The following is a 19780-nucleotide window of genomic DNA, read 5'->3' as shown; positions in this document are numbered from 1 at the left end:
GCCATGCGCATTGCCGGACAAACAGCGCTGGTCACCGGCGGCGGCTCGGGGCTGGGCGCCGCGACCGCCCGAGCCCTCGCCGAGCGCGATGCCCGCGTCACCGTGCTCGATCTCAACAGCGAGAAAGGCGAGCTGCTGGCCCGCGACATTGGCGGCATCTTCGTTCGGTGCGACGTGTCGGACCCGCAAAGCGCTACGGAGGCCTTCGCCCGCAGTCGGGAGGGTCACGGTGCGCCGACCATTCTCGTCAACTGCGCCGGCATCGGCACGGCCGCCCGGGTCGTCGGACGCGACGGGCCGATGTCCCTGGAGGCGTTCGAACGGGTCGTACGCGTCAATCTCATCGGTACGTTCAACATGATCCGGCTGGCTACCGCCGAGATGAGCCTTGCCGAACCCCAATCGGGCGGAAGCCGCGGTGTCATCGTCTCGACTGCCTCGGTCGCGGCTTTCGAAGGCCAGATCGGCCAGGCCGCCTACGCCGCCTCCAAGGGAGGCATCGCCGCCCTCACCCTGCCGGTTGCGCGCGAGCTCGCCCGCTTCGGCATCCGCGTGCTGACCATCGCACCGGGACTCTTCAACACCCCGCTTCTGGCTGAGCTGCCCGAGGAGACGAAGGCGGCCATAGCCTCGGCCATCCCCTTCCCCGCACGCCTCGGTGAGCCCGACGAATTCGCGGCACTGGTCATCGCCATGATCGAGAACGACTATCTCAACGGTGAGACCGTCCGGCTCGACGGCGGCGTTCGCCTGCAGCCGAAATAGGAGGCGCAATGCTCGTCCACTCCCGCCAGGTCGAGATCGAATTCGGCGACTGCGATCCCGCGGGGATCGTCTACTACCCCAACTATTTCCGCATGTTCGACGCCTCGACCGCGCACCTCTTCGAGGCAGCTCTGCGCATGAAGAAGATTGCGTGGACGCGGCACTACCAGATCGTCGGCATCCCGATGGTCGATACCGGCGCCAAATTCGTCAAACCCTCGCGCTTCGGCGACGTCGTCACCATCGAAAGCCGCGTCACCGAGTTCCGCCGGTCGAGTTTTTCCGTCGCCCATCAGCTCTACAACGCCGGCGACCTTGCTATCGAGGCCCATGAGGTACGCGTGTGGGCCGCCGCCGATCCCGCCAATCCCGGCGGCATCAAATCGGCAGCCATCCCCGAAACTGTGATCGCTGCCTTTTCTGCCTAAGGGGTTTCGTCCGCCAGCCGGTCGAGCAGATCGAGGAACACGTCGCGCGCCTCGACACCGCCGAGCTTTTCGATGCACTCGGCTTCGAAGGCGTCCTGGGTTGCCTTGAGCGCCTGCATCGTCTCGCTGCCGACCGGCGTCAGATAGAGCGCCTGCGAGCGCCGGTCGCCCACGGCCTCGCGCCGCTCGGTCAGTCCGCGCGCCTCCAGCCGGTTGATGAGGGCGACGAAATTGGCCCGCTTGATGCGCAGGGCATTGGCGATCTCGATCTGCTTGCACCCGGGATTGTCGGCGATCAGCGCCAGAACGGAATAGTCGGCCGGGCGCAGGTCGAACTCGGCAAAACGCAACTGGAACCGCTGGAAAACGGCAAGCTGTGCCCGCCGCAGCCGATAGCCAACGATGCCGGTGACGCTGTCGGTGCGAAATCGCTTTCGAGCCTTCTTCGTTTCGCGAGCAGTTCCGGTGTCAGTCATCAGCCATGTCCCCTTGAATTGCGGCAAGCGCCCGGCAGCGCGCGGCAAGTGCGTCCGCCTCCGGCAACAGGCCAGCGCGCACGAACCGCGCGAGTCGAGCGATGCGTCCGTCGATCGCCGACCCCTCTGCCGCCGATTCAAGCCGCAGCCAGCAGGCGGAGAAGAACAGAAGGCCCGTCAGGCGCATGAAGGCGGACGCCGCCATGCCGGCGTCCGGCATAGCCGATAGCATGGACTGGACCTCTTGCCACCTGCGCTGGAGTTCGGACACCGGCGCCTTTGCTTCCGCGGGCACCGGCAGGGCCAGCGCCGCGTCGATTTCTGCAAGGAACGCTGCGAGCGGCGCCTTGTCTCGACCGCCGACTAGGCGCGTCAGCAGTGTCATCGACAGGATGCCGTTGGTCCCCTCATAGAGCCGGGTCACGCGCGCGTCGCGCCAGATCCGCTCGAGCTCATATTCACGCAGATACCCGTAGCCGCCCAGAACCTGAATGCCGAGATCGGCGACGTGCGTTGCCGCCTCGGTGGCAAAGACCTTGCAGACCGGCACCAGGAAAGCCGCGAGCGGGCCATTTTCGAGATGCACCGCGGAGCGCAGCACCATCGCCCGGGAGCCGAGCGCCAAGGCGTCCATCTCCTCGAGCATGCGTCGCACATCGCCGTGCATCTCGATCGCCAGCCCACCTTGCTTGCGCTCGCCAGCGTAGGCGCTCGCCAGGGCATGGGCTCGGGCCGCGTGCGCGACGCCCTGGGCCGCAACATCGAGCCGTGCGTGATCCATCATGACGAACATGACCTTCAGCCCCTCGCCGGGGTTGCTGATCAGCCGCGCCTCGGCGTCCTCGAACCGCAACTGGCAGGTGGGTGAGGCATGGAGCCCGAGCTTGTCTTCGATCCGCAAGACCCGGAGGGCGTTTCGCGCCCCGTCAGGCCGGTGAGAAGGACAGGCAAAGAGTGACAGCCCGCGCCAACCGTCTTCGAGCGCGCCTGTGCGCGCCAGCACCAGGTGCACGATGGTCTCACTGAGGTCCTGGTCGCCGCCAGAAATGAAGATCTTCTCGCCCGATATCCGCCAGTCGCCGTTCACGTGCGGCACGGCCCGAGTGCGGATAGCGCCAAGATCGGAGCCTGCACCCGCTTCGGTCAGACACATGGTGGCGAGCGCCCGCCCGTCGATCAGATCGGGCAGGAACCCCGCCCGATCGTTCGCGCTGGCGAACCGCTCGATGACCGTTGCCGCGCCCGGCACCAATGCCACCAGCATCTGGAACGCGTGATTGCCGGCGGTCAGAAGTTCGCTGGCCGCGCAGCCGATGGCCTCGGGAGCACCTGCCCCGCCATGGGCTTCCGGTAGGGACAGCAAATGCCAGCCAAGGTCGACATAGGTTTTGTAGGCGTCTTTGAACCCCTCGGGGAGCCGGACGCGGCCGTCCTCGATCCGGCAGCCCTGCCGGTCGCCGGGGCCGTCGAGGGGGCTCAACCTCTCGGCGGCAAAGCCGATCAGGGCCTCGAGCACCTGCCGCGCGTCTTCGCCGTTCCAGGCTCCTGGCCCGGTGGTCGCTCCGACCGCCTCGAGGGTGAAGAGAATGTCCTCCAATTGCGCGTGCATGGGCTAGCATCCCAGATTGTTATGAAGTAGAACATTACAGGGGCTGCGAGCACCGTCAAAGGAAACCTGCGCGACGGGAGGACTATGTCGATGGACGGGACCGTGCTGGAGGTGCGCGTCGAGGGGCCGGTGGCCTATCTCGCGTTCAATCGACCCGAAAAGCGCAACGCTGTGAACGACAGGCTGATCGCCGCCCTCAGCGCCTATTTCTCCGACATCCCCGCCGGCATCAAAGTCGTCGTCCTATCGGGCAAGGGCGGGCATTTTTCCGCCGGGCTGGATCTCAGCGAGCAGGTGCAGCGCGAGCCGCAGGAAGTGATGCGGCACTCGCGCAACTGGCACGCGGTGATGAACCTCATCCAGTTCGGCGGCGTGCCGGTGGTGGCGGCGATGAGCGGCGCGGTGATGGGTGGCGGGCTCGAGATCGCCGCGGCCTGCCATGTGCGCGTCACCGAAGAAGGCACCATGTTCCGCATGCCGGAAGGCCAGCGCGGCATATTCGTGGGCGGAGGGGCCACCGTCAGGCTCGGCGCGATCATCGGAGCCGACCGGCTGACCGAAATGATGCTGACCGGCCGCACTTATGACGCCGAGGACGGGTTGCGGCTGGGCCTCGCCCATTACCTCACCCCCAAGGGCGAAGGCCTTGCCAGGGCCGGCGAGCTCGCCCGGCAGGTGGCGCAGAATTCGGCAACGGTCAATTACCTCATCATCCAGTCGATCGCCCGCATTTCGAGAATGTCGGCCGAAGACGGTCTCTATGCCGAAAGCCTGGCAGCTGCGCTCAGCCAGACCGGCGCCGATGCCGAGGAAGGGCTCAAAGCCTTCCTTGAGAAACGCAAGCCGAACTTCGCCTGAACCGCTAAAGCGCTTTTTGATGATCGGCGACCGGCAGGATGTAAGAGGGAGGGGACAGATAACTCTGACGTTATAGGTGAGGCGTAAGCTTTCACTTGCGAAAGAGTCACATCTGCCATCCATTGCCATGGGGAGAGGAGCCTCATGCCAACACAGGTATCAACCGTCGGGAAGCTCGTTTATAGCCTGGCGCGCTATGTTGCGCTGGCGGGAGGCGCGGTACTGGTCGTCATCGTCGGGCTCGTCGTCGTCAGCGTCATCGGCAGATCGCTGATATGGGCCGGACTCGGCCCTGTCACCGGGGATTATGAGCTGGTGGAGGCCGGTGTCGGCTTTGCCGTCTTCGCGTTTCTGCCCTGGGCACACCTCGCCCGCGGCCATGCCATCGTCACCATCTTCACCGACTTCCTTGGGCCGCGTGCCAATGCCTGGATCCTGGCGGTGACCGACATTCTGATGCTGGCGGCGGCGGTGTTCATCGCCTGGCGTCTGGGCCTGGGCATGCTCGACAAATATAACTACAGAGAGACCACGCTGCTGCTGCGCATGCCGCTCTGGTGGGGCTATGCCGCCGGCATGGTGGGTGCGGTGACCTTCGTCATCGTCACGCTCCATCTCGCCGTGCGCAGCCTTGCGGATGCAATCGCCGGGCGGGCGCCGCAGGTCACCCACGGAGCCGTCCATTGAGCAACGTCCTGCTTGGCGTCCTGTCGTTTCCGGTGGTTTTGCTGCTGATCTTCGTCCGCGTCCCTATCGGGCTCGCCATGCTCATCGTCGGCGTCGTCGGCTCATGGATGATCACCGGATCGATCAATCCGGTCATGGCCCAATTCAAGAGCCTGACCTATTCGACCTTCGCCAGCTATTCCCTCTCCGTCGTGCCGCTCTTCCTGCTCATGGGACAGTTCGCAACGCTCGGCGGCATGTCCTCGGCGCTGTTCAATGCCGCGGCGGCCTGGCTCGGTCACCGCAAGGGGGGCGTTGCCATGGCCGCCATCGGCGCCTGCGCCGGCTTCGGGGCGATCTGCGGATCGTCCCTGGCGACGGCCGCCACCATGGGCCAGGTGGCTTTGCCGGAAATGAAGAAGTTCGGCTATTCGGGAGCCCTCGCAACCGGTACGCTGGCGGCCGGGGGCACGCTCGGCATCCTCATCCCCCCGTCGATTATCCTCGTCATCTTCGCGATCCTGACCGAGCAGAACATCGCCAAGCTCTTCGTTGCCGCCTTCATTCCGGGCTTGCTTGCAGCCGTCGGCTACTTGATCGCCATCGCCGTCTACGTACGTCTCAATCCGAAGGCGGCGGGAACCCGCGATCGCCTGCCCTACCGGAAGCGCTTTGCTGCCCTGCTCGATGTCTGGCCGGTGTTGCTGATCTTCGTGCTGGTGATCGGAGGCATCTACACCGGCTTCTTCACCCCGACCGAGGCAGCCGCGATCGGGGCCGCCGGCACCGGGCTCACCGCCCTCCTCAACCGCAGCATGAGCCGCAAGAACTTCATCGAGTCGATTCTGGCGACGGCCAATTCGACGGCCATGATCTTCCTGATCGTCTTGGGTGCGGCCGCCCTCAACGGATTCCTTGCCCTCTCCCAACTCCCGCAGATTGCGGCCCAATGGGTTGGTGAACAGGGTTTCCAGCCCTGGCTGGTGCTCACCGTCATCCTGCTGCTCTATCTGGTTCTCGGGTGCGTCATGGACTCGCTCTCCATGATCCTGTTGACGGTGCCGATCGTCTTTCCAATGCTGTCGGGCCTCGATTTCGGACTTGGACCCGACGAGTTCGCCATATGGCTCGGCATACTGATCCTGATCGTCGTCGAGGTGGGTCTGATCACGCCGCCTGTTGGAATGAACCTCTTCGTGATCAGTTCGATGTCACGCGAGACGAGCCTGGCGCAGACCTATCGAGGGATCGTGCCGTTTCTCGTCAGCGACATTGTCCGCACTATTATCCTCGCCGCCTTTCCGGTCATAACGCTTATCCTGGTGCGCCTGCTCTACTGAGAGGCGCAAGTCGCGGGGCTTCGCCGCCCCCGCGAGGCCAACCAATACCGGCGAAATCGAGGGTCACGCCAGAGGCGTGCACAACAAGGGAGAGGACTAATGAACGCAATGACGCGAATACTGGCCGGCACCGCTGCGGCACTCATGCTCACCGGTGCTGCAATGGCTCAGGACGTTACCATGCGGCTGCACCAGATGCTGCCCCCGCAGGCAACCATACCGGCCAAGGCGATAACCCCCTGGGCCAAGGCGGTCGAGGACCAGTCGGGCGGGCGCATCAAGATCGAGCTCTATCCCGCCATGCAGCTGGGCGGCGCACCGCCGGCGCTGTTCGACCAGGCTAAGGACGGCGTGGTCGACGTGATCTGGACGGTGCTCGGCTATACGCCCGGACGCTTTCCCAAATCGGAAGTCTTCGAGCTGCCGTTCCTCGTGACCAATGCCGAGGCCTCTTCCGTGGCTTTCCAGCGCTATGTCGAAGCCAACGCCATGGACGAGTTCGACGGCGTTCATCTCATCGCCGTGCATACCCACGGCCCCGGCCTTTTCCACACCCAGCAGCCGGTGACCAAGCTCGAAGACCTCAGCGGCATGAAGATAAGAGGCGGATCGCGCATCATCTCCGACATGCTGGCCCGGCTCGGCGCCGAGCCGGTCGGCATGCCCGTCCCGCAGGTCACCGAGGCGCTTTCCAAGGGCGTCATCAACGGCACCACCATTCCCTGGGAGGTCACGCCGTCGCTGCGGGTGGCAGAACTTGTCAAGAACCACACCGGCTTTTCGGGCGAGAACGGCCTTTATACGCAGACCTTCGCGGTCGTGATGAACCAGGACACCTACAACAACCTGCCTGACGATTTGAAGGCGGTGATCGACGCCAACTCGGGCGTCGAGGTCGCCCGATTCTTCGGTCGTGCCATGGACGAGGGCGATGCCGCCGGCGCCAGGATCGCGGTGGACATGGGCAATAACATCATCACGCTCGACGAGGCCGAAACCGCGCGCTGGCGTGAAGCGGCACAGCCGACCATCGATCAATGGTTCGCCGACATGGAAGCAGCCGGGATCGACGGGCGCGCGCTGTACGAGGAAGCAACCGGCTTGGTCGCTGAGGAAACCGCTCGCTGAGCAGGCCGGCCCCTGCATTCCTGCAAAAAGGGCGCCTCACGGCGCCCTTTTTCTTTGCTTGGTGAACGCAATCAGCCGGGCGGTCTGTACCCCACATCGATCACCGCCCGCCCACCAGCCAGCCGCGAAACGCAGGCGCACATGCGCTTGCCCTCGCGCTTCTGCTCGGGGCTGAAGAAGACGTCGCGGTGGTCGATCTCGGCGTCCGCCGCCACCACGTCGACCGCACAGAGGCCGCATTCGCCGCGCTGGCAGTCGTAGACCATATCGACCCCGGCACCGGTCAGGGCCTCGAGCAGCGTCTGATCGGGGCGTACGTCGACCAGCACATTGCGGCGCGCCACTTCGACCTGGAACGGCGCTTCCGCAAAGGTGCCGCTGTCGCCGAACACCTCGTAGCGCAGCCGGCTGACCGGCCGTCCGGCCGCCAGCCAGGCCGCCTTGGCCGCATCGAGCATGGCGATCGGCCCGCACACATATAGTTCGCCGTCATCGGGAAGCGCCGAGATTTCGCCTGGCAGGTCGATCCGCGCTCCCTCGTCAGCGGCAAAGAGCGCCAGGCGACCGCCGAGCCGGGCCTGCAGCTCGTCGGCAAACGCCATGCTGCGCCGGTTTTTGCCGCCATAGACCATGCGGAACGGCGCACTGCGCTCGTCGAGCGCCGAGGCCATGCCATAGATCGGGGTGATGCCTATGCCGCCGGCGACCAAAAGACGCGGCGCATCGCGCCAGGAAAGTTCGAAGCGGTTCTCGGGCAGCGTCACGCTGATCGCCATCCCCTGCTCCAGCCCCCACATGAACCGCGAGCCGCCACGGCTGTTCTCGTGCCGCTTGACCGCGATGCGGATGCGTCCCGCCGGCGCCGGCAAGCAGGTATAGGCGCGCGTGGTGCTGCCGCCAGCGATCTCGACACGCACATTGGTGTGCGATCCGGGCTCGAAGCGCGGCAGCGGCGCCTGGCTCATCAGCTCTATCTGTCGCACGTCTTGCGCGACCTGCCGCACCTCAACCACTTCCGCCGCGACCCACTCCAGCTTGCTGCGCATGTTCCTACTCTCCGATCAGCGCCAGCGCCGGCACCCGGCTGATGAGGCCGCGATCCTGCTCGATGACGTATTCGAGGTTCTGCCGGGCAAGCCGCGCGTGCTCGCGCGCCAGGGCCTCGGCCCTTGCGCCTTCACGCAGCTCGATGGCGTTGACGATGGCGCGGTGCTGGGCCTGACCGCCGATCAGCGAGCGACGGAACTCGGGTACGTCCGCTTGCTTGTCGAGAAATGCGCTCGGCGAGGCAAAGGGCAGTCGCGTCACCCGCTCGATCTCGCGCCGGATGATCCCGCTGCCGGCGAGCCCCGCCAAGGCTTCGTGGAACTGCGCGTTGAGCTCGACATAGCGGTCGAACGCCATGTCCTCGACACGCTCGGCCATGGTCTCATCGAGACCGCGCAGCAGGTCCTTGATGGCGCGTAGGCGCGCCGGCGGCACGCCGCGTTCGGCGGCCAGCCGCGCTGCCGTGCCCTCGAGCACCCCGCGCAGTTCAATGGAATCGATCACCTCGTCGCGACTGAACTGGCGGACCGCGTAGCCGCCGGATGGGATGAGCTCGAGCAACCCCTCCTGCTCGAGCCTCGCCAGCGCCGCCCGAATAGGTGTCCGCGATATGCCGAGCTTTTCGGCGATGGCGATCTCCGAAAGGCGTTCGCCCGGTCGCGCCCTGCCGCTGAACACCAGGTCGCGCACGCCCATCAGGGCCTTCAGCGATTGCGTCTGCTGGCGCTTTTCAGTTTCCATCGACACCGCCCTACTCCGCGGCCGTGCGCATCGCCTGCTCTTCAGCGATCATGCGGTCGATCAGCTTGCGCGCCCACATCGAGCCCGCGTCGATATTGAGATTGTAGATGACGTGATCGGGATTGTTGTCGATGGCGATCTGCTGGGCTTCGAGAATGCGCTCATCCTCGCGAAAGATACTCGCCACCCCTTCACGCAGCTCATGGGTGCGCCGTTGCTCGCTGAGCTTATAGTTGCGCGCGAAGGCCCAGAAATAGTGGCAGGTCTTGTCGGTCTCAGGGGTAATCGTGTTGAGCACGAACCCGTTGACGCCCTGGCTGCGGTCGCCCTCGGGCGCGCCGGTCCCATGTGGGGCGACGCCCACATCGATGGCAATGGTCGCCGGCGCCTCGAAATTGATGATCTGCCAGCGGTCGACATTGCCGGGCTTGCCGAGCTGGCCACGCCAGAACGGGGGAGCGTCGATATCGGTCATCCAGCGGGTGATCGTGGCCGTGCGATCGGAGTGGGTTGCGGTGAACGGCGCCTCGGCAACGGCGCGGTTGCCGATCGAGGAGCCATGCACATAGGTCTCGTGGGTCAGGTCCATCAGGTTGTCGATGACCAGCCGATAATCGCATTTGACGTGGATCAGCTTGCCGTCGGCGGCCCAGTCCGGATCATCGTTCCAGTGCAGGTCCGGGACCTTGGCCGGATCCGCCAGCGCCGGATCGCCCATCCACAGCCAGATGAAGCGGTGCCGCTCGACGATCGGATAGGATTGGACGCAAGCTGAAGGATTGATGGTGTCCTGGGACGGCATGTATACACATCGGCCGGTATCGTCGAATTCGAGGCCGTGATAGCCGCAGATGACGTTGTCGCCATAGAGCTCGCCCATCGACAGCGGTAAGAGCCTATGCCAGCACGCATCGGCCAGCGCGACCGCAGAACCGTCCTGTTTTCGGTACATGACCACCGGTTTTCCGCAGATCGTGCGCGGCAGGAGCTCGCGCTTGAGCTCGGTATCCCACGCGGCGGCGTACCAGGCATTCATCGGAAAGGTGGGCGCTGACATGATCGTGCTCCTCCCAAAGGTCGATCGTTGTCGGCAAGTAGATACCACCTGTATACAATTTGCAAGTCGACGCTTGCGTCACGCTACGGACCGGGTTCACATCGCGATCAACGACAACAAGGAGGACGTCCTGTCATGGCCGCCATTGCAGCAGCACCTACCCCACCGTTCCGCGCCGACGTCGTCGGCAGCTTCCTCCGGCCCGCCTCCGTCAAGGCCGCGCGCAAGGCGCATCTCGAGGAAAGGCGCATTTCGGCCGAGGAGCTGAAGGCTGTCGAGGATGCGGCGATCATCGACGTCATCCGCATGCAGGAGGCGGCCGGGCTCAAGGCCGTGACCGATGGCGAGTTCCGCCGCGCCTGGTGGCATTTCGATTTCATGGGAATGCTGGACGGTCTCGACATCATCCAGCGCGAAGGCGGCGGCATCCAGTTCCACGGCACGGCCACCAAAGCCGACGTGCCGGTGATCAACGGGCCGCTCGACTTCCCTGACGATCACCCGATGCTGGAACACTTCAAGTTCGTCAAGGCCCATACCAGCGTCACCCCGAAGATCTCGATTCCCGGCCCGAGCGCCATCCATTTCCGCATCGCCGAGGACGATATCCACGTCCCCGAATACAAGCACGACGCCGAGGCCTATTTCGAGGCGATCACCGCGACCTACCGCAAGGCGGTTGCCGCCTTCTATGCCGCCGGCTGCAGGTATCTGCAGATGGACGACATCTTCTTTGCCTATCTCTGCGACCCCAAGATCCGCGAGGAGCGCAGGGCGCGCGGCGAGGACCCGGACTGGCTGATCGGCCGATACGCCAAGATGATGCACGATGCGATCGCCGACCGGCCGGCCGACATGCTCATCGGCATGCATATGTGCCGCGGCAACTTCAAGTCCACGTGGGTCGCCGAGGGCGCCTATGATCCGGCCGCCGACGCCGTGTTCAACCAGACGGGCGTCGACATCTATTTCATGGAGTACGACAGCGAACGGGCCGGCGGCCTCGAGCCGCTGCGCCTGCTGCCCAAGGGTAGCAAGCGCGTGCTGCCGGGCTTCATCACCACCAAGACTGCAGAGCTCGAGGACCTCGATGACCTCAAGCGCAAGTTCGATGCAGCCAGCAAATACGCCGACATCGATCAACTCGGCATCGCCCCGCAATGCGGCTTCGCCTCCACCGAGGAAGGCAATGCCATCACCGAAGACGACCAGAAGCGCAAGCTGGAGCTGGTGGTCAAGACCGCCGAGGCGATCTGGGGCGGCGTGTGAGTTGAGGACTTGCCGCTGTCAGGCATGAACGCTGGTCGACTCGCCCGCTGATCAGGCGTTGCGCGTCGCCGCGTGGGATTGAGCGCGGCGACGGCGATGCTCGGCGCCTCCAGTCCTGCCTTTTCGCAGCGTGTGCATCGGGTCGCATGTGGCCCGACCTCCAACTCGTGAAACGATCCAGGCAGCGAAACAGCCCAGGACTAGGGCCTCGCTCCGTCATATGCGGCCTGCAGCAGCTCGCGCACGCTGTCGATGGTCACCGGGCGGGGGTTGTAATAGGGATTGCGCACCGCCAACTCGGCAGCCTTGTCGAGGTCTTCCTCGGTGAGCCCCAGTTGCGCGAAGCTCTTGTAACGCGCGGTCTTGTGCATGAGATCGAACAGGGCCGAAGGACCATCCTGCGCGCCGAGAGCGGCGGCTACGCGTGCCATCGCCTCCGGCGCCGCTTGACGGTTGTAAGCTGCCGAATAGGGAAGCATCAGTGCGTGCAGGTCGGCATGCGGCAAGTTGAAGGTGCCACCAAGCGTGTGGCAGAGCTTGTGATGAATGGCCATGCCGACCGCTCCGAGGCAGCAGCCGGCAAGCCAGGCCCCGTAAAGCGCATCAGTATGGGCGCCCAGGTTCCGTGGATCGTCCATGAGCACCGGCAAAGCGCGCCCTAGGGCCGCGATCGACTCCTGCGCCATCATGGAGATGATCGGGTTGCGGTCCTTGGCATAGAGCGCCTCGACCGAGTGGGCGATGGCGTTCATGCCCGATGGACCCGAGATGAAACGCGGCATCGTGCGCGTGAGTTCGGGATCGTAGATCACCGTTTCCGGCAGCACTCTGGACGTCGTCCGGGTCATCTTGCGGCCGCCTTGCGTCTCGCCGATGATCGGCGTCATCTCGGAACCGGCAAAAGTCGTCGGTACGATGAGCTGCGGCAGGTCGGTGCGCAACGCGATGGCCTTGGACAGCCCGGTCGTCGAGCCGCCGCCGATCGCAAGACAGCCGTCGGCCTCCACGGACGCAGCCGCTTGCACTGCGGCCTCGGTGACTTCGACGGGCGCGTGCTGAGCGGCACCCGGATAAACGATGGCGGCGCGCTCGCCGATAGCCTCGGCGAACTCGCCCGCAATCAGCGCGTGGCCCGGTGTGGAGAGCACGATCGCTCGCTTGATCCCGAGACGATCGAGCTCCTCGGCCACCTTGCTGCGCGCCCCGACGCCAAAGATCACGCGGGACGGGTTGGCGTTGTAGACGAATTCCATGCGTTGTCCTCGGCCGCTGTGTGCGTTCGCGTCGACACTACCACAACGCAAGGAGTGGTCAGCGCAACACGGCGCGGAGTTCGCCCTGGACCCGCCGCAGAGCCGGCAGGTACAAGTCGACGAGATCGGCAACACTCTGCTGCGTGGCCGATACCCCGATGTTCATGGCCGCGACCGTGGCCCCGCGGGCGTTGAGCACCGGGACGGCGATGGAGCGCAGGCCCAACTCCACCTCCTGGTCGATCAGCGCGTAGCCGTCGGCTCTGATCCGTGAGAGCTCGGCGAGCACGGCTTCCGGATCGGTGCGCGTGAAACTGGTGCGCGGTGCGAGCGGTGCCGCGGCCAGCACGTCGCGGGCCCGCTCCTCTGGCAACGCAGCCAGCATGACCCGGCCCATGGAGGTGCAGAAGGCCGGCAGGCGCGAGCCGGGCATGAGGGCGATGGACATGACCTTGCGCTGCGCGGCACGGGCGACATAGACGATGTCGGCACCGTCGAGGATGGAGACCGACGAGCTCTCCCCCAGTTCGTCCGAAAGCTGGTCGAGCAGCGGCTGGACCACTTGCGGCAGCGGCATGGTGGCAAGGCAGGCCGTGCCCAGCCGCAGGATACGCGGGGTCAGGGTGAAATACTTTCCGTCATAGTCGGCATAGCCCAGATGCGCGAGCGTCAGCAGGCACCGGCGGGCCGTTGCCCGGTCGAGACCGGAGGCCGCCGAAACCTCGGCGATCGACTGGCGCGGCCGCTCGGCGGTGAAGGTCTCGATGGCCATCAGACCCTTGGCGAGACCACCCATGATGTCGCGTTCGAGCACGGCCCTCTCCTGCAGCTTTGTGCGATATCTCAACAAATGCACTATATCGCACAAATCCTGTTGCGGGCAAACGCGTCGTTCGCATAGTGGGCGAAAGGCGGCGGCAACATGCGATGCCCGGCCGGAAAGGACACAGCCATGGACAAGACAGTCGCGGACCTGGCGACGGCGGTGGCGGATATCGAGAGCGGGATCGCGTTGATGGTCGGCGGCTTCGGCGGCTCGGGTGCGCCCATCGAGCTGATCCACGCCCTTATCGATCGCTTCAAGGCGACGGGCACGCCCGGCAATCTCACCGTGATCAACAACAATGCGGGCAATGGCCGCGTCGGCATCGCCGCCATGATCGATGCCGGCATGGTGGCCAGGATGATCTGCTCGTTCCCGCGCTCGGCAGACCCGCGCGCCTTCACCGAAAAGTACCTCGCCGGCGAGATCGAGCTGGAGCTGGTGCCGCAGGGCACGCTCGCCGAACGCATCCGCGCCGGCGGGGCCGGCATTCCCGCCTTCTACACCCCGACGAGCTACGGCACGAACCTTGCCGACGGCAAGCCCACCGCCGAGTTCGACGGGCATGTGTACGTGCAGGAGCGGTGGCTGAAGGCAGACGTCGCCCTGATCAAGGCAGAGCTCGCCGATCCGCTGGGGAACCTCACTTACCGCAAGGCGGCGCGCAATTTCTCGCCGCTGATGGCAGCGGCGGCGACGACCACCATTGTCCAGGCGAGCCGCATCGTTGAACTCGGAGGCATCGATCCCGAGCACGTGGTCACGCCCGGCATTTTCGTTGATCGCATCGTCGAGGTGGCCGATGCCCGGCAGGAAGAGGCGCTGATGCGCGAGGGAGTGGCCTACGCATGAGCCAGAAACTTTCCAACGCCCAGATCGCCTGGCGCGCAGCCCAGGACATCACCGACGGCGCCTATGTCAATCTCGGCATCGGCTTTCCCGAGATGGTGGCCAAGTTCCAGCCGCCGGGCCGGCAGGCTATCTTCCACACCGAGAACGGCGTCCTCAATTTCGGCGAGGCTCCGGCGGACGGCGAGGAGGACTGGGACCTGATCAACGCCGGCAAGAAGGCCATCACCCTCAAGCCCGGCGCCGCCTTCTTCCACCATGCCGACAGCTTCGCCATGGTGCGCGGCGGGCATCTGGACGTCGCCATCCTCGGTGCCTACGAGGTGGCCGAGAACGGGGACCTCGCCAACTGGAGCACCGGACCCAAGGGCGTGCCGGCCGTCGGCGGGGCCATGGACCTAGTGCACGGGGCCAAGCGCGTTGCGGTGATCACCGACCATATGACGAAGGACGGGCGGCCCAAGCTGGTCAAGCACTGCACCCTGCCGCTGACCGGGGTCGGGTGCGTCACCCGCGTCTATACGAGCCTGGCGGTGATCGACATCGAGGATGCGCGCTTTGTCCTGCGCGAAAAGCTGCCCGGCCTCAGCCTGACTGACCTGCAGGCGGTGACCGGCGCCGAGCTCGTCGTTACCGGCGATATCGCCGATCTCAACTGCCCGGAGATCTGAGATGGCTGACGCCTTCATCTGCGCCTATAAGCGCACCCCCATCGGCCGCTTCGGCGGCGCGCTGTCGAGCGTGCGGCCCGACGACCTCGGCGCCATTCCGCTCAAGGCCCTGATGGCCGAGCATGCCGGCCTCGACTGGGAGGCGGTCGACGATGTGATCTTCGGCAACGCCAATCAGGCCGGCGAGGACAATCGCAACGTTGCGCGCATGAGCCTGTTGCTGGCGGAATTGCCGGCAACGATCACCGGCACCACCATCAACCGGCTCTGCGGCTCGGGCATGGACGCGGTGATCGCCGCCGCGCGGGCGATCAAGGCGGGCGAAGCCGAATTGATCATCGCCGGCGGGACGGAATCGATGAGCCGCGCGCCCTTCGTCATGCCCAAGGCCGAAACCGCCTTCTCGCGCAATGCCGAGATCTACGACACCACCATCGGCTGGCGCTTCGTCAACCCGAAGATGAAGGCGCAGCATGGCGTCGACTCCATGCCCGAGACCGGCGAGAACGTCGCCCGCGAGTTCGGTGTCAGCCGGCAGGCGCAGGACGCTTTCGCCGTGTGCAGCCAGGAAAAGGCGGTCGCCGCGCAACAGAGCGGACGGCTGGCGAGGGAAATCGTGCCGGTGACGATCCCGCAGCGCAAAGGCGAACCCATCACGGTCGACACCGACGAGCATCCGCGTGCGGGCACCACCATGGAGGTGCTCGGCCGGCTCAAGCCCCTCTTTGCCGAAGGGAGCGTCACCGCCGGCAACTCCTCGGGTGTCAACGACGGCGCGGCCGCGCTGATAGTCGCTTCGGAGGAGGCTGCTGCCCGGCACGGTCTCACCCCCATCGCGCGCATCCTCGGCGGGGCTGCCGCGGGCGTTCCGCCCAGGATCATGGGCATGGGGCCAGCCCCGGCGACGAGAAAGCTCTGCGCCCGGCTGGGGCTGTCGCCTGCCGACTTCGACGTGATCGAGCTCAACGAGGCGTTCGCCAGCCAGGGCGTCGCTGTGCTGCGCGAACTCGGTATTGCCGAGGATGCGGAACAGGTGAACCCGAATGGCGGGGCCATCGCGCTCGGCCATCCGCTCGGCATGAGTGGTGCCCGCATCACCGGTACGGCGGCGCTGGAGCTGGCATTAACCGGCAAGCGCCGGGCGCTCGCCACCATGTGCATCGGCGTCGGCCAGGGCATCGCCATTGCGCTGGAGGGGTGTTAGCGCCCGGCGATTGCCACGTGATGGTCACTTGCAGGGTGTAGTACAGCGCCTTCAATGACCCGAGGAGCAGCGCCATGCGCTGGCTGTTTGTGGCTGCGGCCCTGTCGATCACCGTGACGACGGCCGTCGCCGACGACGCAATGCTCGACATCGGTCGTGCCAAGTCAGAGGCCTTCCTCGCCGGCCAGCTGGATGAGATTTGGGGCGATATGACGCCGCAGGTGCAGCAGCTCTTTGGTACGCCGACGGGCCTCGAGACCTTCCGGGAGAGTCTGGCGAGCGACTTCGGCACGGAAATCGAAATCCTCTCCGAAGAGGTTCAGCCAGGCGACGGCGCCCAGACCTACGTTCGCACCGCGCGGTGGAGCCTTGTCGAGGCACCAATCCTCATGCAGTGGGCGATCACGGACGATGAGCAGATCGCCGGCCTTCTGGTAAAGCCCGTCCCGGTCCTGGCGGAAAGTCGATTCCTCGACTATCAGACGAAGACGTCCTTGCGCCTGCCGTTCGAAGGCGAATGGTTCGTCGTTTGGGGCGGAAGGACTCTCGAGCAGAACTATCACGCGGCGGACCGGGCGCAGCGCTTCGCCCTGGATGTTCTCATCTACAAGGATGGCATCACCCACGACGGCGACGCCCAGGTGCTGGAGAACTACTACTGCTGGGATGAACCGATCCTGGCTCCGGCAGACGGGGAGGTGGTCGCCGCGATCAAGGACCTTCCCGACAATGCCATCGGTGCCACCGATGCCCAGAAACCGGCCGGCAACCACGTGGTGCTCGATTTCGGCAACGGCGAGTTCGGCTTTCTCGGGCACATGCGCCAGGGCAGCATTGACGTGGCTGCCGGAGACAGGGTGAGCGCCGGCCAAGAGGTGGGCCGCTGCGGCAACAGCGGCAACACCTCCGAGCCGCACCTGCATTTTCACCTGCAGACCACGCCCAATCTCTCGGACGGAGAAGGCCTGCCGGCCTATTTCGAGGACTATGTTGCAAACGACGAACCCGTCGATCGCGGCGAACCGCTTGCCGGCCAGTACATCCGGCCACAGTGATCCCGCAATACGAGCTGCTCGATGCGACGGGATGTCCGCCCCGGATCGCCGGATCGGAAAGATCGCCGATCCCTGCGGCTCGTCACGATCTTCGACATCGTTGCGGCGCTGATCGAGCGGTGGCGCGATTGGGAAGCGGTTTAGGCCGACGTGCTGCTCTCCCGGCGGCAAAAAGCGCCCTGAACAGGCAGGGGCTTTGAAGGTTCGTCCCTGGCATGTGATAGTGTTCGCAACACGCGCATATCCGGGGGCCACTAAACTGTTTCGCAACGTCGACGTCAGCTCGCTCGAGCTCGAGGACCTCTTCAACGCCTCGCCGAACGCCTATGTCCTTCTGGACACGGGGTTGAACATTGTCGGCTGCAATCCTGCCTACCTGACCGCCGTCGGAAGAACCCTGGCGGAGATCCTGGGAAGAAACATTTTCGACGCCTTTCCAGCTCCGGTCGACGGTACCGGTTACAGATTGCTGCGGCTCTCGCTCGACAAGGTGCTGGAGACGCGGCAGACGGACTACCTTGCCGTCATTCCCTACGACACCTCCAAACCCGGTCAGCCACCGGCTTTGCGCTATTGGAGCGCCACGCACACACCGGTCTTCGATCGCCAGGGGGCTCTTCGCTATGTGCTGCAGCACACCGTCGACATCACGGAACTCCAGCTGCTGAGGCAGCAAAGCGGCGAGGAGAATATCGACGTGGCGGGCGTCCTGCACAGGGCGCATGAGGTTCAGGCGAGCAACCTGGCCATGCTCTCCGAAAAGAAACTCCTGCGCGACATGTTCCAGCAGGCGCCCGGGTTCGTCGGCGTACTTGCCGGGCCGGAGCATCGGTTCATCCTCGCAAACGAAGCCTATATGCGCCTGGCCGGTGGACGAGACCTCGTTGGCCTGACCGTGGCCGAAGCCCTCCCCGAGGTCGTTCAACAGGGCTTTGTCGAAGTGCTCGACGAAGTCTACAGGTCGGGCGAGCCTTACAGGGGTTCGGACGAGGCCGTGCTGCTGACGCAGCCGGGCGGACAAGAACCCGAACGGCACTATCTCGATTTCATATACCAGCCCATCTTCTCGGATGACGGGACGGTGACCGGCATCTTCGTCCAGGGCCATGACGTAACGGCAAAGGTCGAGGCCGAGCGCCTGCACGTCCTTCGGCAGCGCGAGCTCGGCCACAGGCTCAAGAACCAGTTGAGCGTGGTGCAGGCGATCGTCGCTCAGACCTTGCGTACGGCACCGAGCCTTTCTGTCGCCCGCGAGGTGATCGCAGGACGCGTGCAGGCGCTCGCCACCGCACATGACCTGCTCATCCAGGGCGTCAAAGACAAAGGCCCCATGAGGGAGCTGGTGGCGGGCGTGCTCGATTTCCTCGACGAAGACCGCAAAAGCCGCATCCAGATCCACGGCGAAGAACTCGAGATCGGCTCCCGGCCTGCCCTGTCGCTCGCGCTCCTGCTGCACGAACTGGCGACCAACGCGGTCAAGCATGGCTCGCTCTCCTCGGAACAGGGCGCCGTCAGCATCGCCTGGGGCGTGCGCGATACGCCCGACCAGGCGTTCTATCTCACATGGCAGGAAACCGGCGGGCCTGAGACAGGCCCGCCCTCGCAGACCGGCGCGGGCACGAAGCTGATCGACGCGCTCGTTCAGTCGCTGGGAGGAGATGCATCCATAGAGTATCTGCCTTCGGGCCTCTCCTGCACGCTGACATGCGAAGAGTCGGCCCTTTCTCAATAGCAGTGCCCCGGCGGTACTCGTCTGGTCGGCACCCCAACCCGGGCCTGCTGTGCCCACCAAACAGCTGGTGTTTTGATTATACTATTTGAATCCCGGCAACGGGCCCGCCTCGAGACGGGTTAAGAAGACGTGGCGTAGTGGAGTTCATTTGATGCCGCGTTATTTCTTCGACATCGAGGACGGACATGTGGTCCGAGACAACGACGGACGCGAGTTGGCAAACCTGGAGGCTGCCAAGGCGGAGGCCAACCGGGCGCTGAGCGACGCGGTGAAAGACGATTTCACGCGCGATGCCCTGCGCGAGGCCTGCATCAATATCAGGGATGAGTCCGGCGTGGTCGTCATGCGGGTGTGCCTTGCCTATTCCGCAACGCCGCCCCTGCCCTGATCACCGTCGCAACCGCCACGCGCCAGGATATCGGCGGCGCAGGCGATCAGAGGCGACACACGCAGCCGGTGATCACGAATACCCGCCCTTGGGCTCTCGTCCCGGTGGGACATATTTAACCGAGGAGGCCTTCTCCAGGGCGGAGAGCGTCTCCTCGACCGTGAGCAGAACAGTCGTCTGCATGGACGCCAGCGCTCCACCGGCGCCGATGGCGATTGCCGTGGCAGCCATGGAGACATTGTCCGGCGCTTCCCAGAGGGTGTAGCCATCGTGCTCGCCGAAGGCATACCAGAAGCCGTGCAGCTTCCCGCCGACGGTTTCAATATATCGGCTTGCTGCCTCTCGCCGATCCTCAGGGTTCTGGATGAGCCTTGCCCATGCCTCGGGCGTATAGCTGAAACGCGTGAGATATAGGGGCATG

At 65.0% G+C, this 19780-nt stretch carries 22 protein-coding genes; 14 read left to right on the top strand and 8 right to left on the bottom strand.

The window, feature by feature from the left end; all coding sequences use genetic code 11:
- Positions 1 to 3: 3 nt before the first annotated feature.
- Positions 4 to 765, top strand: a complete 762-nt coding sequence (locus tag QQK18_RS13190; protein ID WP_284340797.1) for an SDR family NAD(P)-dependent oxidoreductase — start codon at positions 4 to 6, stop codon at positions 763 to 765.
- Between the two features lie 8 nt (positions 766 to 773).
- A complete protein-coding gene (locus tag QQK18_RS13185) occupies positions 774 to 1193 on the top strand; it encodes an acyl-CoA thioesterase (RefSeq protein WP_284340796.1) in 420 nt (139 codons plus the stop codon).
- Here the strand turns inward: QQK18_RS13185 and QQK18_RS13180 are convergent.
- Both QQK18_RS13180 and QQK18_RS13175 read right to left on the bottom strand, forming a co-directional pair.
- Positions 1190 to 1669 carry a MarR family winged helix-turn-helix transcriptional regulator gene (locus tag QQK18_RS13180; protein ID WP_284340795.1) on the bottom strand — a complete coding sequence of 160 codons (480 nt, stop codon included), beginning with the start codon at positions 1667 to 1669 and terminating at the stop codon, positions 1190 to 1192. The two genes, QQK18_RS13185 and QQK18_RS13180, sit on opposite strands and share 4 nt — an antisense overlap.
- Positions 1662 to 3278: an acyl-CoA dehydrogenase family protein gene (locus tag QQK18_RS13175; protein WP_284340794.1), complete on the bottom strand. Its 1617-nt coding sequence runs from the start codon at positions 3276 to 3278 to the stop codon at positions 1662 to 1664. Before QQK18_RS13175 ends, QQK18_RS13180 begins: the two co-directional genes overlap by 8 nt.
- 90 nt (positions 3279 to 3368) lie before the next feature.
- On the opposite strand from QQK18_RS13175, the gene QQK18_RS13170 reads away from it, so the two are divergent.
- From QQK18_RS13170 to QQK18_RS13155, 4 genes are all read left to right on the top strand, one after another.
- On the top strand, positions 3369 to 4136 hold the full coding sequence (locus tag QQK18_RS13170; protein WP_284340793.1) for a crotonase/enoyl-CoA hydratase family protein: 768 nt from the start codon (positions 3369 to 3371) through the stop codon (positions 4134 to 4136).
- A gap of 144 nt (positions 4137 to 4280) precedes the next feature.
- On the top strand, positions 4281 to 4823 hold the full coding sequence (locus QQK18_RS13165; RefSeq protein ID WP_284340792.1) for a TRAP transporter small permease: 543 nt from the start codon (positions 4281 to 4283) through the stop codon (positions 4821 to 4823).
- Positions 4820 to 6142, top strand: a complete 1323-nt coding sequence (locus QQK18_RS13160) for a TRAP transporter large permease (RefSeq protein ID WP_284340791.1) — start codon at positions 4820 to 4822, stop codon at positions 6140 to 6142. Before QQK18_RS13165 ends, QQK18_RS13160 begins: the two co-directional genes overlap by 4 nt.
- 99 nt (positions 6143 to 6241) lie before the next feature.
- Positions 6242 to 7270 (top strand): TRAP transporter substrate-binding protein, encoded by a 1029-nt coding sequence (locus QQK18_RS13155; protein ID WP_379994349.1) that lies wholly within the window; start codon positions 6242 to 6244, stop codon positions 7268 to 7270.
- Positions 7271 to 7341: 71 nt separating this feature from the next.
- Here QQK18_RS13155 and QQK18_RS13150 read toward each other — a convergent pair whose 3' ends face one another.
- Genes QQK18_RS13150 through QQK18_RS13140 form a run of 3 tightly spaced genes read right to left on the bottom strand, consistent with a single transcriptional unit; the run spans position 7342 to position 10115 of the window.
- Positions 7342 to 8316 carry a PDR/VanB family oxidoreductase gene (locus QQK18_RS13150; RefSeq protein ID WP_284340790.1) on the bottom strand — a complete coding sequence of 325 codons (975 nt, stop codon included), beginning with the start codon at positions 8314 to 8316 and terminating at the stop codon, positions 7342 to 7344.
- A gap of 4 nt (positions 8317 to 8320) precedes the next feature.
- On the bottom strand, positions 8321 to 9058 hold the full coding sequence (locus QQK18_RS13145; protein WP_284340789.1) for a GntR family transcriptional regulator: 738 nt from the start codon (positions 9056 to 9058) through the stop codon (positions 8321 to 8323).
- 10 nt (positions 9059 to 9068) lie between these two features.
- The gene (locus QQK18_RS13140; protein ID WP_284340788.1) at positions 9069 to 10115 is read right to left on the bottom strand and encodes an aromatic ring-hydroxylating dioxygenase subunit alpha; all 1047 of its coding nucleotides are present in this window, start codon (positions 10113 to 10115) and stop codon (positions 9069 to 9071) included.
- Between the two features lie 135 nt (positions 10116 to 10250).
- Here QQK18_RS13140 and QQK18_RS13135 point away from each other — a divergent pair, with 135 nt between their 5' ends.
- Positions 10251 to 11384 (top strand): 5-methyltetrahydropteroyltriglutamate--homocysteine S-methyltransferase, encoded by a 1134-nt coding sequence (locus tag QQK18_RS13135; protein ID WP_284340787.1) that lies wholly within the window; start codon positions 10251 to 10253, stop codon positions 11382 to 11384.
- A gap of 200 nt (positions 11385 to 11584) precedes the next feature.
- Here the strand turns inward: QQK18_RS13135 and QQK18_RS13130 are convergent, their stop codons facing one another.
- A complete protein-coding gene (locus QQK18_RS13130; protein ID WP_284340786.1) occupies positions 11585 to 12637 on the bottom strand; it encodes a maleylacetate reductase in 1053 nt (350 codons plus the stop codon).
- Between the two features lie 58 nt (positions 12638 to 12695).
- Positions 12696 to 13433: an IclR family transcriptional regulator domain-containing protein gene (locus tag QQK18_RS13125; RefSeq protein ID WP_284341040.1), complete on the bottom strand. Its 738-nt coding sequence runs from the start codon at positions 13431 to 13433 to the stop codon at positions 12696 to 12698.
- A 156-nt stretch (positions 13434 to 13589) separates the two neighbouring features.
- On the opposite strand from QQK18_RS13125, the gene QQK18_RS13120 reads away from it, so the two are divergent.
- From QQK18_RS13120 to QQK18_RS13090, 7 genes are all read left to right on the top strand, one after another.
- A complete protein-coding gene (locus tag QQK18_RS13120; RefSeq protein ID WP_284340785.1) occupies positions 13590 to 14312 on the top strand; it encodes a 3-oxoacid CoA-transferase subunit A in 723 nt (240 codons plus the stop codon).
- Complete coding sequence (locus QQK18_RS13115) at positions 14309 to 14980, top strand: 3-oxoacid CoA-transferase subunit B (RefSeq protein WP_284340784.1); 672 nt, start codon at positions 14309 to 14311, stop codon at positions 14978 to 14980. The genes QQK18_RS13120 and QQK18_RS13115 overlap by 4 nt, the downstream gene beginning before the upstream one ends.
- 1 nt (position 14981) lies before the next feature.
- On the top strand, positions 14982 to 16184 hold the full coding sequence (pcaF, locus tag QQK18_RS13110; protein ID WP_284340783.1) for a 3-oxoadipyl-CoA thiolase: 1203 nt from the start codon (positions 14982 to 14984) through the stop codon (positions 16182 to 16184).
- Between the two features lie 74 nt (positions 16185 to 16258).
- The gene (locus tag QQK18_RS13105; RefSeq protein ID WP_284340782.1) at positions 16259 to 17239 is read left to right on the top strand and encodes a M23 family metallopeptidase; all 981 of its coding nucleotides are present in this window, start codon (positions 16259 to 16261) and stop codon (positions 17237 to 17239) included.
- 21 nt (positions 17240 to 17260) lie between these two features.
- Positions 17261 to 17383 (top strand): hypothetical protein, encoded by a 123-nt coding sequence (locus tag QQK18_RS13100; protein ID WP_284340781.1) that lies wholly within the window; start codon positions 17261 to 17263, stop codon positions 17381 to 17383.
- 79 nt (positions 17384 to 17462) lie between these two features.
- Complete coding sequence (locus QQK18_RS13095; protein ID WP_284340780.1) at positions 17463 to 18971, top strand: PAS domain-containing protein; 1509 nt, start codon at positions 17463 to 17465, stop codon at positions 18969 to 18971.
- A 151-nt stretch (positions 18972 to 19122) separates the two neighbouring features.
- Positions 19123 to 19359: a DUF6894 family protein gene (locus QQK18_RS13090; protein WP_284340779.1), complete on the top strand. Its 237-nt coding sequence runs from the start codon at positions 19123 to 19125 to the stop codon at positions 19357 to 19359.
- A 72-nt stretch (positions 19360 to 19431) separates the two neighbouring features.
- Here QQK18_RS13090 and QQK18_RS13085 read toward each other — a convergent pair whose 3' ends face one another.
- Positions 19432 to 19779, bottom strand: coding sequence for a GYD domain-containing protein (locus QQK18_RS13085; RefSeq protein WP_284340778.1), 348 nt, complete (start codon positions 19777 to 19779; stop codon positions 19432 to 19434).
- Between the last annotated feature and the right edge of the window lies 1 nt (position 19780).

Source organism: Devosia nitrariae, assembly GCF_030160115.1.
GTDB lineage: Bacteria > Pseudomonadota > Alphaproteobacteria > Rhizobiales > Devosiaceae > Devosia > Devosia nitrariae.
Note: the sequence above shows the minus strand (reverse complement) of the source record. Positions and strands in the feature narration are given on the sequence as shown.

Excerpts from the sequence above, each read along its gene's own strand:
- QQK18_RS13190 (WP_284340797.1), top strand. The coding sequence starts at position 4 with ATGCGCATTGCCGGACAAACAGCGCTGGTCACCGGCGGCGGCTCGGGG.
- QQK18_RS13185 (WP_284340796.1), top strand. The coding sequence starts at position 774 with ATGCTCGTCCACTCCCGCCAGGTCGAGATCGAATTCGGCGACTGCGAT.
- QQK18_RS13180 (WP_284340795.1), bottom strand. The coding sequence starts at position 1,669 with ATGACTGACACCGGAACTGCTCGCGAAACGAAGAAGGCTCGAAAGCGA.
- QQK18_RS13175 (WP_284340794.1), bottom strand. The coding sequence starts at position 3,278 with ATGCACGCGCAATTGGAGGACATTCTCTTCACCCTCGAGGCGGTCGGA.
- QQK18_RS13170 (WP_284340793.1), top strand. The coding sequence starts at position 3,369 with ATGGACGGGACCGTGCTGGAGGTGCGCGTCGAGGGGCCGGTGGCCTAT.
- QQK18_RS13165 (WP_284340792.1), top strand. The coding sequence starts at position 4,281 with ATGCCAACACAGGTATCAACCGTCGGGAAGCTCGTTTATAGCCTGGCG.
- QQK18_RS13155 (WP_379994349.1), top strand. The coding sequence starts at position 6,242 with ATGAACGCAATGACGCGAATACTGGCCGGCACCGCTGCGGCACTCATG.
- QQK18_RS13150 (WP_284340790.1), bottom strand. The coding sequence starts at position 8,316 with ATGCGCAGCAAGCTGGAGTGGGTCGCGGCGGAAGTGGTTGAGGTGCGG.
- QQK18_RS13145 (WP_284340789.1), bottom strand. The coding sequence starts at position 9,058 with ATGGAAACTGAAAAGCGCCAGCAGACGCAATCGCTGAAGGCCCTGATG.
- QQK18_RS13140 (WP_284340788.1), bottom strand. The coding sequence starts at position 10,115 with ATGTCAGCGCCCACCTTTCCGATGAATGCCTGGTACGCCGCCGCGTGG.
- QQK18_RS13135 (WP_284340787.1), top strand. The coding sequence starts at position 10,251 with ATGGCCGCCATTGCAGCAGCACCTACCCCACCGTTCCGCGCCGACGTC.
- QQK18_RS13130 (WP_284340786.1), bottom strand. The coding sequence starts at position 12,637 with ATGGAATTCGTCTACAACGCCAACCCGTCCCGCGTGATCTTTGGCGTC.
- QQK18_RS13125 (WP_284341040.1), bottom strand. The coding sequence starts at position 13,433 with ATGGGTGGTCTCGCCAAGGGTCTGATGGCCATCGAGACCTTCACCGCC.
- QQK18_RS13120 (WP_284340785.1), top strand. The coding sequence starts at position 13,590 with ATGGACAAGACAGTCGCGGACCTGGCGACGGCGGTGGCGGATATCGAG.
- QQK18_RS13115 (WP_284340784.1), top strand. The coding sequence starts at position 14,309 with ATGAGCCAGAAACTTTCCAACGCCCAGATCGCCTGGCGCGCAGCCCAG.
- pcaF (WP_284340783.1), top strand. The coding sequence starts at position 14,982 with ATGGCTGACGCCTTCATCTGCGCCTATAAGCGCACCCCCATCGGCCGC.
- QQK18_RS13105 (WP_284340782.1), top strand. The coding sequence starts at position 16,259 with ATGCGCTGGCTGTTTGTGGCTGCGGCCCTGTCGATCACCGTGACGACG.
- QQK18_RS13100 (WP_284340781.1), top strand. The coding sequence starts at position 17,261 with ATGCGACGGGATGTCCGCCCCGGATCGCCGGATCGGAAAGATCGCCGA.
- QQK18_RS13090 (WP_284340779.1), top strand. The coding sequence starts at position 19,123 with ATGCCGCGTTATTTCTTCGACATCGAGGACGGACATGTGGTCCGAGAC.
- QQK18_RS13085 (WP_284340778.1), bottom strand. The coding sequence starts at position 19,779 with ATGCCCCTATATCTCACGCGTTTCAGCTATACGCCCGAGGCATGGGCA.